Source organism: Burkholderia sp. KJ006, assembly GCF_000262695.1.
GTDB lineage: Bacteria > Pseudomonadota > Gammaproteobacteria > Burkholderiales > Burkholderiaceae > Burkholderia > Burkholderia vietnamiensis.
Genome location: NC_017922.1, coordinates 522446 through 537105, shown reverse-complemented (window position 1 = coordinate 537105; position 14660 = coordinate 522446). Strand labels below are relative to the sequence as shown.

Annotated in this window: 12 protein-coding genes and 3 pseudogenes; 4 read left to right on the top strand and 11 right to left on the bottom strand. The window is 64.0% G+C overall.

The annotated features are described in order from the left end of the window. Window positions 1-37: 37 nt before the first annotated feature. The 8 genes from MYA_RS26585 to MYA_RS26550 all read right to left on the bottom strand — a co-directional run bounded on the left by MYA_RS26585 (window position 38) and on the right by MYA_RS26550 (window position 8185). Window positions 38-835 (bottom strand): ABC transporter ATP-binding protein, encoded by a 798-nt coding sequence (locus tag MYA_RS26585; RefSeq protein WP_014725916.1) that lies wholly within the window; start codon window positions 833-835, stop codon window positions 38-40. Between the two features lie 2 nt (window positions 836-837). Continuing rightward, window positions 838-2202 carry an ABC transporter substrate-binding protein gene (locus MYA_RS26580; protein ID WP_014725915.1) on the bottom strand — a complete coding sequence of 455 codons (1365 nt, stop codon included), beginning with the start codon at window positions 2200-2202 and terminating at the stop codon, window positions 838-840. A gap of 59 nt (window positions 2203-2261) precedes the next feature. Beyond that, a complete protein-coding gene (locus tag MYA_RS26575) occupies window positions 2262-3302 on the bottom strand; it encodes a branched-chain amino acid ABC transporter permease (RefSeq protein WP_014725914.1) in 1041 nt (346 codons plus the stop codon). A 22-nt stretch (window positions 3303-3324) separates the two neighbouring features. Further along, complete coding sequence (locus MYA_RS26570) at window positions 3325-4206, bottom strand: branched-chain amino acid ABC transporter permease (RefSeq protein ID WP_014725913.1); 882 nt, start codon at window positions 4204-4206, stop codon at window positions 3325-3327. A gap of 24 nt (window positions 4207-4230) precedes the next feature. Further along, entirely contained in the window at window positions 4231-5010 is a 780-nt protein-coding gene (locus tag MYA_RS26565) for an ABC transporter ATP-binding protein (RefSeq protein WP_014725912.1), read from the bottom strand. A 15-nt stretch (window positions 5011-5025) separates the two neighbouring features. Next, window positions 5026-6129 carry a dimethylsulfone monooxygenase SfnG gene (gene sfnG, locus MYA_RS26560; protein ID WP_014725911.1) on the bottom strand — a complete coding sequence of 368 codons (1104 nt, stop codon included), beginning with the start codon at window positions 6127-6129 and terminating at the stop codon, window positions 5026-5028. A 30-nt stretch (window positions 6130-6159) separates the two neighbouring features. Further along, window positions 6160-6738, bottom strand: a complete 579-nt coding sequence (msuE, locus tag MYA_RS26555; RefSeq protein ID WP_014725910.1) for an FMN reductase — start codon at window positions 6736-6738, stop codon at window positions 6160-6162. Window positions 6739-6994: 256 nt separating this feature from the next. Then, window positions 6995-8185 carry an acyl-CoA dehydrogenase family protein gene (locus MYA_RS26550; RefSeq protein WP_014725909.1) on the bottom strand — a complete coding sequence of 397 codons (1191 nt, stop codon included), beginning with the start codon at window positions 8183-8185 and terminating at the stop codon, window positions 6995-6997. Between the two features lie 66 nt (window positions 8186-8251). Here MYA_RS26550 and MYA_RS32480 point away from each other — a divergent pair, with 66 nt between their 5' ends. The 3 genes from MYA_RS32480 to MYA_RS26540 all read left to right on the top strand — a co-directional run bounded on the left by MYA_RS32480 (window position 8252) and on the right by MYA_RS26540 (window position 10778). Next, a complete protein-coding gene (locus tag MYA_RS32480; protein ID WP_014725908.1) occupies window positions 8252-8374 on the top strand; it encodes a hypothetical protein in 123 nt (40 codons plus the stop codon). Window positions 8375-8466: 92 nt separating this feature from the next. Beyond that, on the top strand, window positions 8467-9675 hold the full coding sequence (locus MYA_RS26545) for an acyl-CoA dehydrogenase family protein (RefSeq protein ID WP_014725907.1): 1209 nt from the start codon (window positions 8467-8469) through the stop codon (window positions 9673-9675). Beyond that, complete coding sequence (locus MYA_RS26540; protein ID WP_014725906.1) at window positions 9672-10778, top strand: sigma-54 interaction domain-containing protein; 1107 nt, start codon at window positions 9672-9674, stop codon at window positions 10776-10778. Before MYA_RS26545 ends, MYA_RS26540 begins: the two co-directional genes overlap by 4 nt. 432 nt (window positions 10779-11210) lie before the next feature. Here MYA_RS26540 and MYA_RS26535 read toward each other — a convergent pair whose 3' ends face one another. Continuing rightward, window positions 11211-12488, bottom strand: a complete 1278-nt coding sequence (locus MYA_RS26535; RefSeq protein ID WP_014725905.1) for an acyl-CoA dehydrogenase family protein — start codon at window positions 12486-12488, stop codon at window positions 11211-11213. Between the two features lie 274 nt (window positions 12489-12762). Between MYA_RS26535 and MYA_RS32545 the strand changes: the two are divergent. Next, window positions 12763-12899: pseudogene (locus tag MYA_RS32545) on the top strand (ABC transporter permease); the annotation flags it as partial. Between the two features lie 5 nt (window positions 12900-12904). Here the strand turns inward: MYA_RS32545 and MYA_RS32665 are convergent. Beyond that, window positions 12905-14195 (bottom strand): annotated as a pseudogene (locus MYA_RS32665) (DUF4158 domain-containing protein); the annotation flags it as partial. Between the two features lie 125 nt (window positions 14196-14320). Beyond that, window positions 14321-14629 (bottom strand): annotated as a pseudogene (locus MYA_RS30475) (helix-turn-helix domain-containing protein); the annotation flags it as partial. Window positions 14630-14660: the final 31 nt, after the last annotated feature.

Genomic DNA, 14660 nt, shown 5'->3' with positions numbered 1-14660 from the left:
GTCCTGCAAAATCAGCCCCACGGCTGCCGAAACACGGTCATACGCCGGTCGTCGCCGCCGCCCGTTGCGCACGCCTCGCCGCGTAATCCACCGGCGCACCGCCGAGGTAGGCATCTCGCAACGCATCCAGCTCCCGCAGTTGCGCCGACGTGCCATGCGCGACGACCCGTCCGCTTTCGAGCACGTAGCCGCAACTGGCGAAGCGCAGCGCAATCGAAGCATTCTGCTCGGCGAGCAGGAAACTCACGCCCTCGTCACGATTGAGCGCCGCGACGATCTCGAAGATGTCCTCGACGACATGCGGCGCCAGCCCCATCGACGGCTCGTCCAGCAGCACGAGCGACGGATGCGCCATCAGCGCGCGACCGATCGCCACCATCTGCTGCTCGCCGCCCGACGCATAGCCGGCCAACGCGCCGCGCTTCTGCTTCAAGCGCGGAAAAATCGTGTAGATCCGTTCGAGATCGGCGTCGATCTCGGCCCGCTTCGGCCGTCGCGCGAACGATCCGATCCGCAGGTTCTCCTCGATCGACAGGTGCCCGAAGCAGCGACGCCCTTCGAGCACCTGCACGAGACCGCGCTCGACCAGCGTCCAGGGCTCGAGACGCGTGACGTCCTCGCCGCGATAGACGACACGCCCGCCCGTCAATTCGCCGCGCTCGGCGCGCACCAGGCTCGAAAGCGCCTTCAGCATGGTGGTTTTGCCCGCCCCGTTGCCGCCGAGCAGCGCAACGATCGCGCGCTCGGGCACCGTCAGCGACACCCCGCGCAACGCGGGAATGATCCCGCCGTAGGTCACGGAGATCTCGTCGGCCTGCAGGATCGGTTCGCTCATGCTCAAGGCTCCTTGCTGCAATCGCGCGGCGTGATGTTCTTTTCCTTCGCATAGGCGAGCGCCGATTTCTCGATGATCGGGCGCAGCAGCGCTCGATCGGCCTGCACCCAGTCGCTGATCACGTTCCACTTGCTGCCGTTCCATTGCTGGAAGCGCACCGCGCCGCCGCCTTCGTGGTCCGAGCACGACAGCTTGAGCGGCTGCACGAGACCGAGCGCGCCGAGCTGCCGAAGCCGCGCATCGTCGAGGTTCAGGTGCTCGAAGCCCCAGCGTACCTGTTCGCCCGTGAGCGGCTTGTTGCCGTACTTGCGTTGCGCGACGCGCACCGCCTCGACGTTCAGGATGCCGTTCACCACGCCGAGGTTGTAGTAGACGGTGCCGAAGCGCGCAGGGTCCTTGAGGTTGCCGTTACCGGTTTTGATCACGTACTGGTTGATCGCCTGCAGGACCGGATAATCGGTGCCCGACGGGTGCGTCGTGATCGAGACGAAGCCCTTGGCCGCATCGCCGGCCGGGCGCACGTCTTCTTCCGAATTGCTCCAGATGTTGCCGATGATGTGGTCGGCCGGATACCCGACCTTCTGCGCGCTCTTGAGCGCCACCGGGTTCATGACGCCCCAGCCGCGCAGGATCACCCAGTCGGGCTTGATCTGGTGGATCTTCAGCCACTGCGAGCCCTGCTCGTTGCCCGGGTGCGGCACCTCGATCTGGATCGCGTCGAAGCCGTATTTCTTCGCCAGCAGGTCGACCACGGGAATCGTCTCGCGGCCATATGGCGAGCCGTGATAAAGCACGACGATCTTCTTGCCCTTCAGGTTGGCCAGCCCGCCCGAGCGCTGCCCGATGTAGTTGACGATCGCCGAGACTTCGCTGTACGGATTCAGCTGCAGAGGAAACACGTAGGGAAACACGGCCCCGTCGGTCGAATCGGTGCGCCCGTGGTTGATCGTGATGAGCGGAATCCTGTCGGCCGTGGAACGGTCGAGCGTCGCATACGCGATACCGACCGACAGCGGATTGGTGGCAGCTGCCGGTGCGCCGTCCGGGCCGCCGTTCTTCAGGCGTTCGTAGCACTCGACGCCTTTCTCCACGACGTATTCGGTCTCGCACTCCTTCCATACCAGCTTGACACCATTGACGCCGCCGTCGCGCGCGTTGATCAGTTGCATGTAATCGATGAAGCCGCCGAAAAAGCCGCTGCCGCCGGCCGCATACGGGCCGACACGGTAGCTTTGCAGCGGGAAATATTCCTCGGCAGCCGCGTGTGCCTGCGGCAGCGCCGCCGAGCACAGCGCGAGCGCAGCGATGAATGTGCCAGCCCGTTTTTTCCATGCCGAACGGCCAAGGTGCCTGCGAACATTTCCCATATGATCGATATTCCTTATTTATATGATGATAAAAGACGTCATTCCCGGTCGATACGGATTCATTTCGCGTGCCTGAACCGCTGTCGCGCCACCTGGACGAGGCGCGCCAACCCGTCCGGCTCCTTGATCAGAAACACGATCACGAGGCTGCCGAACACGATCTTCTGCAGGTTCTGCAACTGGTCGCTGCCGATTCCGATGCGGGCGAGTTCGCTGCCCGCGTTCGACAGCAGGATCGGCAGCAGCACGACGAAGGCGGCGCCGAGAAAATTCCCGCCGATGCTGCCCATGCCGCCGATGATGATGATGAACAGGATCTGGAACGACAGGTTGAGGCTGAAGCCGTCCGGTTCGATCGTGCCGAGATACGCAAAGGCCCACAGCGCGCCGGCGATGCCCAGCACGAAAGAACTGAGCGCAAATGCGAGCAGCTTGGTACGCCCGATCGGGATGCCGATCACGCGCGCCGCCGTATCCATGTCGCGCACCGCCATCCAGCGCCGCCCCAGTTCGCTTCGCACGAGGCTCGCCCCCAGTGCGAACAGCACGGTGGCCACGCCAAGCACCAGCAAATAGCGCGATGCCGGATTGTCGATGTGCCAGCGGCCGATCGCGAGCTGCGGCGCGCTCAGCACACCGGACATGTCGTCGTGCGAGAACCAGCTCACGCGGGTAAACAGCCAGACCACGAAAAATTGCGCGGCCAGCGTCGACACGATCAGATAGAAACCCTTGATGCGCAGGCTCGGCAACCCGAACAGCACACCGACCGCTGCGCTCGCGACCCCGCCGAGCAGCAGCGCCGCCGGCAACGGCAGCGCCGGCACGCGCACGAGCAGGTTATAGCTCGCGTATGCACCGATCGACATGAATGCCGCCGAGCCGAGCGAAAGCTGCCCCGCATAGCCGGTCAGAAAGTTCAGGCCGAGTCCCGCGATCGACAGGATCAGAAACGGCACGAGAATCGCATTGAGCCAGTAATCGTTGGCCCACAGCGGCACGCCGACGAATGCGGCCACCGCCAGCATGCCCGGCCCGACCCACTGGCGCCAGGCCAGGCGACGCGACGCGGGAATCGAAGCGGTATTGGTCAAATCCATGTGAATTCCCCTGGGTCCGTTCCTAGACACGCTCGACGGCCGGCTCGCCGAACAGGCCGTACGGCCGCGCCAGCAGGAACAGCATCGCCAGCAGATACGGGAACCAGTTCTCGATGCCGTCGCCGATCACCCCGCCCGCGTAAACTTCCGCCAGCTTCTCGGCGGCGCCGACCAGCAGCCCGCCCGCGATAGCGCCGCCAATCGACGAAAAGCCGCCGATGATCAGCACCGGCAGGGCCTTGAGCACGACCAGGGAAAGCGAGAACTGCACGCCGAGCCGCGCGCCCCACAGCAGGCCGGCGACCAGACTCGTGAATCCGGCAAGCGCCCACACCACCGCCCATACACGCGGCAGACGGACGCCGACTGCCAGTGCGGCAAGCGGATCGTCGGCCACCGCGCGTAGCGACAGGCCGAGCCGCGACCATTTCGCGAACAGCGACAGTCCGAGCACCAGCACGCCGGCCGCCGCCGCCGCGAACAGGTCGAACTGGCTGACCATCACACCGGCCAGATGCAGAGGCCGATCGTCGATGCCGAGATCGAGACCGTGGACCTGCGCGCCCCAGAACAATTGCGCCGCGCCCTCGAGTATCAGGCTCAGGCCCAACGTCGCCATGAACAGCACGATCGGCGGCCGGTTCACGAGCGGGCGCAGCACCAGCCGCCCCGTCAGGATCGCGATCACGACCAGCGCGACGAGCGTGGCGGCAAACGCGAGCCATCCGTTCCAGCCGCGCTCGACGAGACTCACATAGGTCAGCGCGCCGAACAGCACGAGCGCGCCCTGCGCAAAGTTGAAAACGCCGGATGCCTTGTAGATCAGCACGAAACCGATCGCGACCAGCGAATACATCACGCCCGCCAGCAACCCGCCGACCAGCACCTCGATAAAAAACGCCATCACGTTCCCCGTTGTCCGTTTCCGTCAGTGATGCGTGCCCATGTAGGCAGCCAGCACGTCCGGGTGCGCCCGCACCTCGTCCGGTCTGCCGTCGGCGATCTTCCTGCCGTAGTCGAGCACCACCACGTGATCGGACACGCCCATCACAACGCCGATGTCGTGCTCGATCAGCACCACGGTCACGCCAAAGTGCGCGTTGGCGTCGAGCACGTATTCGGCCATCGCATGCTTTTCGTCGGCATTCATCCCGGCCATCGGTTCGTCGAGCAGCAACAGCCGCGGCTCGGCCGCGAGCGCGCGCGCCAGTTCGACGCGCTTTTGCAGCCCGTACGGCAGCGAGCCGACCACGGCGTCGCGATACGCCTGCAAGTCGAGTTTCTCGATCACACGCTCCGCATACCGGCGCTGCGCGGCTTCGTCGCGGCGGGCGCGGCCGACATGCAGCGTCTGTTCCAGCCAGGTGCTGCGCCGATGCAGGTTGCGGCCCGTCAGCACGTTGTCGAATACGCTCATGCGGCGAAACAACGCGAGGTTCTGGAACGTGCGCGCGATGCCGCGATGCGCGGCGCGATACGGGTCCATGTGCCGGTACGTGTGTCCGTCGAAGCGGACCGCGCCCTGCTGCGGGCGATACACGCCGTTGATCACGTTGAGCAGCGAGCTCTTGCCCGCGCCGTTGGGTCCGATCAGCGCGCAGATTTCGCCCGCCGCCACCTCGAAGCTGACGTCGGTGACGGCCTTCACGCCCTTGAACAACAGCGAGATGCGCTCGAGCGCGAGCAGCGGCGGTGCGGTCTGCGTCATGTGTCAGGCACCCGTTCAGGCCGCGACCGGCTGCAGCCGGCTTTCGAGTTCGCGCACCAGCGGCAGCACCTTCTTGCCGAAGTACTCGACCTCTTCGATGAAGTGCAGGAAACCCGTCAGCACCAGATCGACGCCGATCGCCTTCAGCGCGACGATCCGCTCCGCGATCTGCTGCGGCGTGCCGATCAGGTTCGTGCGGAAGCCGTCGTTGTACTGCACGAGATCCTCGAACGTCGATTTCGCCCAGTTGCCTTCCCCTTCCGGCGACGCCTTGCCCGCCTGCTTCACCGCGTCGCCGAACGCATTGACCGCCTCGACGTGCGCATGCGCAATGATGTCGTCGAGCACGGCCCGCGCTTCTTCCTCGGTGTCGCGCGCGATCACGAACGCGTTCACGCCGATGCGCACACGATGGCCATTCGCAGCCGCCTTCGCGCGGATGTCGTCGATCTGCGCCTTCAGGTTCTCCGGCGTATTGCCGTTGGTGAAATACCAGTCCGACACGCTCGCGGCGTTGTCGCGGGCCGCGCGCGAACTGCCGCCCTGGAAGATCTCCGGGTGCGGCTTCTGCAGCGGCTTGGGGCTCAGCGTGTAGTCGTGGAAGCGATAGAAGTCGCCCTTGTATGTGAAGTTGTCCTGGGTCCAGATACCTTTCAGCACTTCGATGAACTCTTTCGAGCGCCGATAGCGTTCGTCGTGCTCGAGCCACGGCTCGCCGATCGCAGTGAATTCACCCTTGAACCAGCCGCTCACCACGTTGATCGCGATGCGCCCGTTCGTGAGGTGATCGATCGTCGCCAGTTGCTTCGCGACCACGGCCGGATGCCACGGCCCCGGCAGAATCGCGGCAAGCACCTTCAACTTGGTCGTCGCGTGCAGCAGCGCGTGGCTGAACGACACCGACTCGTGCTGATACTCGGCGCCGTAACCGGCCGTGAAGCGGATCTGGCTCAATGCGTATTCGAAACCCGCGTCTTCGGCGGTCTTCGCGAGCTTCTGGTTGTATTCGAGGCTCCAGTCGGTACGCTGCTCGATCGTGCTGACGACAAGGCCGCCGCTCACATTCGGCACCCAGTAGGCGAACTTGACGGCTTCGTCGGAAGAAGTGGCATTGCTCATGGAAAGGTCCTGTTCAGAAGATGTTGAAACTCACGCGGCCGACGCGGCCACCGCAGGTTCGAGACGACTGGCTTCCCGCACGAGCGGTACGGCCCGCTCGACGGCAAGCCGGATGCGATCGAGCAGCTCCGGGCTCGTAATCGCGTAGTCGTGGAAATCCCGCTCGGATGCGAACACACCGAGCGGCAAGGTCCGCGCCTGGAAGAAACTGAACAGCGGGCGCAACTGATGGTCGATCACCAGCGCATGACGCTCGCTGCCGCCCGTCGCGGCCAGCAGCACGGGCACGTCGATCAGCGCCTCGTGATGCACGAGATCGAACAAATGCTTGAAAAGCCCCGTGTACGACGCCCGGTAGACCGGACTGCCAACGATCAGCACGTCGGCCTCCTCGATGGCGCGCAACTGAAGCGCCAGCTCGGCGGAAGCATCCGCTCGGGAAAGCACGCCGGACAGCACCGGCGCAATCTCTCCGAGTTCGATCAAATGCGGCTCGACCGGCAGCACCGCACGCAGGCCCGACAGCAACGCCTCCGTCAGTGCGAGCGTTCGCGAAGGCCGTGACGTGTTGCCCGAGACAACGACCACCTTGTAAATCTTCTTGCCCATCGTGCGTTCCTTTTCATGTGCTGCGTGACGCCAGCCTTGCAGCCAGCCGTGCAGGCCAAACATTTAGCGAATACCGTGCCAAACGGCCTCGTTCTCGTTCCACGACAGGAAAACCGGCCGCGATTCGCCGCATATTCACGACATGCGTGGTTCGCGAGACGACCCACGCGTCATTCCGGGCAGACTGGAAACCATATCGCCGGCGCAGATGACCGAGCGGCAGCAAAGCTGCTTCCTCACTGCTTCATGAGCAGCATCAGGAGTAAAAGGACGGCGTCGGAAAACGCTCATTGAGCGCCCAGTCCCCGAGCTCGCGAATCTTGTAGTCGATCGGATCGTGCAGGGTATGGACACGCAGATTCCGCCAGAAGCGGTCGAACCGCAGCGCCGCGGTGGTCGCCCGCGCGCCCGTTACCTCGAACATGCACTGCGTGACATCGAGGCCGGCCTGCGCAGACGAGACCTTTGCCGCCGCAACGGCAATCGCGACCTCGCCGCGCTCGATCTCGGTGAGCGCGGCCTCACGCGTCCACGCCGCATCGAACGCGGCGGCGGCTCGCTCCACCAGTGCGCCCGCACCCTCGAGCGCAAGCCAGAACCGGCCGTAGTGCCCCTGTACGTAAAGATCTTCGGTCGGATGGCGCGCCGGGGATGCGATCCACGCGCGCGTGCTCTCCCGCGTAAAATCCCGCGCCGCACGTAACGCGCCCTCGCCGAGGCCAAGATAGATATGCGCCAGGATCAGTTGGGCCAACAACGGCCGCAAACAGGCAAACGGCGAAGACAGCGGCCCCGGATCGGCGAGGATTTCATCGCGCGCCACCGCCACGCGTTCGAATATCACCGTGCCGCTATCGGTCTGGCGCTGCCCGATGTTGTCCCAGTCGTCGAGAATCACGATCCGCTCGCGTGCAGTCGGCACCACGCCGATCAGCAAACGTCCCTGCGCATCGAAAGCCGAGGCCAGCAGACGATCGGAATCCGCCGCGCCGGAGCAGAAACTCTTCCGTCCAACGAAATTCCATCCGTCTGCACCGTCCGGTTCCGCACGCGTGCCCCGGTCGAGCGGATTAAGCGCATTTCCCCAGAACCAGCGTTGCGAGACGGTCTGCTCCAGCCATGGTTCCCACTGTTGTGGGCGCCCGAACAGGCGCACCGTCGCGAGATGCAGATGGTGAAAAGCGAATAGATGGGCCAGCGAGCTGTCCACCTGCGCGAACCGCCGTACTACGGCCAGGGTCTCGGACCAGCTCGCGCCATGACCGCCGTACGCACGAGGCACGCTCAGCCCCAGCAGGCCGCTGTCGCGCAACATGCGACGCTCGCGCAATGGCGTCCCGCCGGCCCGGTCACGCGCAACGGCCGTACGCTCCAGTTCCTGCGCAACCGACTCCACCGCCGGCTGCCAGGACGCCAATGCAACTGTCTCAGCACCGATATGCTTCATTAGCAAGACGCCTTCCGATCGAGATTATTCGAGCGGGCGTTCATGCAGGTTCCATGCCACGGGCGAATGGGCTCGAAAGACGTCGAAACCGGAGCCGCCGCGCTTGTCTGGCAGCAGCGCGCCAGCAAACTGCTGCTCGATCCGCAATTCTTCAGCGCTTGCTGCCTAAAAGCCGGGCATCTGATTTGAATATGACAATTTGTTGCTTCCCACGCAGCACCGAGACAAACAGAATCGTTGGACTGGGACGCTCGGTTTCATCTCACTCATCCCCCTTTCACATGGCAACACTCTCGACCTATCCGCCTACGACCGGGCCGAACGGCGCGCACCCCGATCCGCTGGCTATCGCCGAACAACTCGCCACGCAATTCGCGCGAACCGCCGCCGAACGTGATCGTGCCGGCGGCACGCCGAAGGCCGAACGCGATGCGTTACGTGCGAGCGGGCTGCTGCGGCTCAGCATTCCGACTGCGTATGGCGGCCTGGGCACGAACTGGCTCACCACGCTGGATATCGTGCGCACGCTGGCTCGCGCCGACAGCTCGATCGCCCACGTGTTTGGTTTTCATCATCTGCTGCTTGCGACCGCCCGTCTGTTCGGCGCGCCCGAGCAATGGGAGCCGTGGTTCCAGCAGACGGCCACCCACGACTGGTTCTGGGGGAATGCGCTCAACCCGCTCGACGAACGCACGATCAGTTCGCCGCGCAATGGCTGGCTGGAATTCAGTGGACAGAAAAGCTTCTGCTCCGGTGCGCTCGATTCGGAAATGCTGATCGCGTCCGCGCGCGCCGTCGACACGAATGCGTTGCTGGTGGCCGCCGTGCCGACGCAACGCAGCGGCATTTCCATCTCGGAAGACTGGAACAACATCGGCCAGCGCCAGACCGACAGCGGAACTGTCACGTTCGAACGGGTGCGCGTGGAGCATCGCGAGATTCTCGCCAATCCCGGGCCGCTCTCCACACCGTTTGCGTGCCTGCGCCCGTTGATCGCGCAACTCGTGCTCACGAACATCTATCTGGGCATCAGCGAAGCCGCCTTCAACGACGCGCAACACTACACGCTGCACGAGGCCCGGCCATGGCCCGCTACGCGCGTCGCACGAACCGCCGACGATCCTTACATCCTGAGCCAGTACGGCGAGTTCTGGGTCGGGCTCGAAGCCGTACGCGTCCTGGCCGACCGCGCGGCCGCCCGGCTCGACGACGCGTGGGCGCTCGGCGCGGCACTCGGCGAAGACCAACGTGGAGAAGTCGCGGTGGCCGTCGCGAGCGCAAAAGTCTCGTCGATCCGGACCGGACTCGACATCTGTACCCGGATGTTCGACGTTGCAGGAGCACGCGCGACCCACGGCGCACTGGGCCTCGACAGACACTGGCGCAACCTGCGAACCCACTCGCTGCACGATCCGTTGGCGTACAAGCTGCGCGAACTCGGCGAGTGGGCACTCAAACGGACCTACCCCCAACCGAGCTTCTACTCATGAACCGTCCGCTCCCTCCTGTCCAGCTGAGCGAACCGGCCGGGACCGCCGACTCGGCGGTGCTGACCCTGCCGGACCGGCACGCGCTCACCACGTCGATCCGGGCGCGCGCGCAGGTCTTCGTCGATCCCCGCTCGCTCGCGTTGCTCAACCAGATACGCATGATCGCGCCCAGCGATGCAAGCGTGCTCATCGTCGGTGAAACGGGAACCGGAAAGGAACTGGTTGCGCGACACGTTCACAATCTGAGCCACCGCAAGGACCGCCCGTTCATCGCGGTCAACTGCGGCGCGTTCTCGGAAACGCTGGTGGAAAGCGAACTGTTCGGCCACGAGAAAGGAGCGTTCACGGGCGCATTCTGCGCGAAGCCCGGATGGTTCGAGGCGGCCAACGGCGGCACCTTGTTCCTCGACGAGATCGGCGACCTGCCGTTGTCGATGCAGGTCAAACTGCTGCGGGTGCTGCAGGAGCGCGAAATCGTCCGGCTCGGGTCGCGCCACAGCATTCCGATCAACGTTCGAGTGGTCGCGGCGACCAACGTCCACCTCAACGATGCGGTCGCCGCAGGCCACTTCCGCGGCGATCTGTTCTATCGGCTCAACGTCGTGCAGCTCGCGATCCCCGCGCTACGCGAACGCCCTGGCGACGTCCTGCCGCTCGCACGCTATTTCATCGAGGACTATCGCAGCCGCCTCGGATACGGCCCCGCGGATATCGACGTGCGAGCCGAACAGAAACTGCTTGCGCACAACTGGCCCGGCAATATCCGCGAGCTGGAGAACGTGATCCACCACGCGCTCCTGGTCAGCCGCCATGATCTGCTGCAGGAATCCGATCTCCAGATCAGGTACGGCGACACGCCGTTCACGCCTCGCAGCGATCCGCTTCAACACCATGATGCCCAGGAAAATTTCGAGCAGGCGTTACGCGGCCTGTTCGACGAGGAACACTACAATCTGTTCGAGCATATCGAAGATACCGTGATGCGCATTGCCTTTGAATTCAGTCATCGAAATCAGATCCAGGCAGCGAAACTGCTCGGCATCAGCCGCAACGTACTGCGCGCGCGTCTGATCCGGGCAAAGGAAATCAATGCGCTGAAGTAGCACGCTCCGCACGGGCGCTGGTCAATGCCCGTTGCATGCTGGTAAATACCGGCCGGATAGACGCTCGATAGGCCATCGGTACGCTTGCTGAACGAATAATCCACGCCCGCAGTAACCGAGTACCGGCGCAGCGAATCCGACCTGCCGTTCTGCGACGCCTTGCCGGACGTGAATCCGTCGTTGCCGACCAGCGCGAGCGCGGGCGTCAGCCCATACATGCCGTTGACCTCGACATTGTCGAAGCGTCAGCCGGCGTTCAAACGGCGGCATTACGTAAGGCACGATCGATATCCGATCGGCGTTGATCCGCATACGTACCGACAAGCAACCATGCCGGACACTTGCCCGGTATGCAGCAATCGTTCCTGATGCAACGGTCTGTCGCGTCCGGGAACGGCAGCGGGATGCATCCGAGCCGCTCCCTACGCCGGTTCAGGCGGCGGCCTGGGAAGCGCCCTGCGCGGCCGGTCCGCTGCCGATGGCCCAGACATACGGCGGCTCAGTGCCGTTGATCTCCCAGTCCCCGACGATGCGCGCCTTGAACACCAGTGGATTGTGCGAGGCCGCGGTGCGCGCATTGCGCCAGTGGCGATCGAGCCCCTTCGCGACGCTCGAGCCCGATGCGCCGAGCGCGTTGAACAGATCGGTCGTCGCGCGCAGCACGAGATCCGAGACCACGATCTGCGCACGTGCGGAGTCGAGTTCCGCGTCGACGTTCGCCCGGTGCTCGGCCTGCTCGTCACCTCCGAAGCGGGCCTCGTATGCGCGCTGCGCCGCCTCGCTCGCGCGCACCGCCGTCGCCTCGGCCGCGAATACGCGCGCCGCGACCTCGCCGACCACCTGCTGGATCTGCGGGTCCTGCGCGAACGACGGCGCATTGCCGTGGCTGAAGATGCGCTTGCGTGCGCCCACCTCTCGCGCGATGTCGCGTAGCGCGGCGTGTCCGGTACCCGCAAGCACCGCGAGCAGCACGAGCTGGTAGAACGCCGTCTGGTACTTGAAGCGCGTCGCGAAGTCGATGACGTTCTCCGCTTCGACGCGTGCCGCGTCGAAGCGGGTCGTGCCGCTACCGGTGGTGCGCTGGCCGAAGCCATCCCAGTCGTCGCTGCGTTGCACGCCGGGCTGGTTCGTTCGCACGGCCGCGATCACGTCCCGGCCATCTTCGTCGCGCGCGAATACGTCGATCCAGTCCGCGAAGATGCTGCCCGTCGAATAGTATTTCTCCCCGTCGAGAATCCAGCCGTCGCCATCGCGCCGCACGCGTGTGATCACATCGCCTATTGCAACGCTGCCGACCTCGGTCCACGCGTTGCCGACGAGTTCACCCGCGACGAAGCGGCGGAACCATTCGTCGCGCGCCGCCCCCGGTTCGGAATTGAGCCGATCCTCGACGAAAGCGAAGTGCCCGCGCAACGCCTGCGGCACGTTCGAGTCGGCGGCGGCCAGTTCGATGAGCAGCTGTACCAGTTGCGGCAACGACGCGCCCGCACCGCCTCGTTCGACGGGCACTCGCACGGCGCCGAACCCCGCCTTTCGGAGCCATTCGACCGGCTCATACGGCAGCATGCGAGAACGCTCGCGTTCAAGCGCACCATCTGCAATACGAGCGAAAATCGGGCGAAAGCGTTCTGCCAGGCGCTCATAATCCGTGCCTGTCGATAATTGCGAATCGAAAGACTGGACGGATTTAAGGTGATTTGATGCGGTCATATTGGCTCCAGCAGATCAGAAATGGCTGCAATGCCAGGACTAAAGCAGAAGCCGTGCCATCAAGCACCATCACCGGAACCGCATTGAGATCACCCGAATTCGATTGCAGCGCTGCTGATTAATCAGCAAATATGCTGACATGCTGCTGTTTGGCGGGCAAAGGTCCGTATATATTTATCAGCCTGACGATATCGACTTATTGGCATGCTGCAAATGTCAAAGCAGCTATTACCACGCATACTCCGCCGGCGCGCCCACGCAGATCGAGCGGTAGTGGCTGCAGTTCGGCTCAAGCCTGGCGGCGACCGCCGTGAACCGCTGATCCACATCATGCTGCCGGCCATCGCCGGGCCGCTGCTCAACGGGATCCGGCTCACGATCAGCATCTTGTGGGTCGTGCTGGTGCCGGCTGGTCTCCGCCAGCTTGCGCTTACTGGCACCTCGCAGTCGGACGGGAGTTCGGTCACGCCGCGGTCGTGCAGTGAGCTGAGGAGTTCGAGCTGCTGCAGGCTCGGCTCAGCCTCCCTGCCGGACAGCTCCAGTTCGCGTAACGGCACCAGCAGGTTGCGGATGCGATGATGATCGTCGGTCAGCGTTTCGCGAACGCTGGCTGCGTGACTCGTCGGCGGCTTGTCTGACAGATCCTCCAGCAACTTGCCAATGTCGTCGAGCCGTTCTTCTGCGGAGCGGCTTATATCGTTGACGAGTACGTTGATTTACATCAGCTGCTGGCCGTACTCGACAGCGGACCGGGCGTGCTTGACCGTCGTCCGATCGTAGACGTGCCGGACGAGATCGGACACGCGGCGACCCGTTTGATAGAGCAGCGCGTCGGTCAACTCCAGCAGCGTGAAGTGCAGAAAATGATCTGCTCGATCGTGCGCGTCGACGCCTTGAGCTCACGAACCTGGGCGGGACGCTGGGCCTGTATGCACTGTGCATAGGCACGCTGCTTCTCGATCGGCACCGCGTCCAAGTTCCACGTACGAGTGCCGAGTGACTTGAGGAAACGGACCTGCGAAAGTGTTTCGGTAATGGTCGACGGGCTGTGCCGTGCCGGCGGCGTCTTCAGCCATTCGAGCACGGTCATCCCTGACGTGCCGTGTTGCGTGGACAAGACCGCATCGGCGCGCATCAATTCGGAGTCGCTGACGGTCGCCTGAATCGTGGCGAGCAGACCGCGTTCGGCCTCCACCCAGATCGCTCGCCCCAAATCCCGCAGCGTTCGCTCGGCAGGAATCAACAGTCGCCGCTCGGACAGCCAGTAATGCGCATGCTGGACGAGTTCGTCGAGCGTCAGCGATTCGGCCGCATCCTGACGCATCCATGTTCCGAGGCCGGTCCACTGGTCAGCGCGGATCGACGTCAGGCCGAGGTATTCACACGCCCACACCTGGTGCTCGTATTGAGTCTTGTAGCGTTGGTAGAGCGCGCGCAGCGATGCGATCGACGGCGTCGGCAGACCGAGTCGCTCGCCGACATAGCGCAACAGTTGCCGTGGAAGGGTGCCAACGTGGTCCTGCGTGTGGCCGCTGGCCCGCAGAAAGCCAGTTGAACGGCGGCGCCCGCGCGACGATCGCGCCGGAAACGTTCGTTGATCGCAGCTACGTCGCTGTCGTTCAGCGCGAAGTAGCACTGGACGTCGAACTCCGACAGTCGCGCGGGCAAGCGGTCTTGCCGCACATACCGAAATTCCAGGCCTGGCATCTGCTGCCTCCGTCACGATCGCAATTGAAAATTGCGGGCACGTAGCTTGCAGCAGATCGCCGCCGGGACTGCCGACGATAGTTAGAATCGACCGGAAGGCCTTCCTACAGAAGGCGTTGCGGCGAAACCACCAGATTTTGCACGAAAAGGACAATTACCCCCTGTCGGACGATTTGACGTTGCAGCAGGCGCCGCTGACGTAATTCCACGATTAACAAAGCCGTGGCGGGAGCGATTGTGCATGGAGAGCGAGCGGGCCGGGCCGAGGCATCAGCCAGCGCTGCTGCGCCACCAGCCAGATAGCGGCCCAGCCATTTGCGCACGGTCGGCGCTGTCACGCCGTGATCGGCCGCGGCCTGCTGCACACTCGAACCGAATTCGGTGATCTCCTGAACCATCTCAAGTCGACGCCCGAAAGTGAGTCGGGCATTCTTAGTCTTACTGTGTCAATAAATTCATGCCATT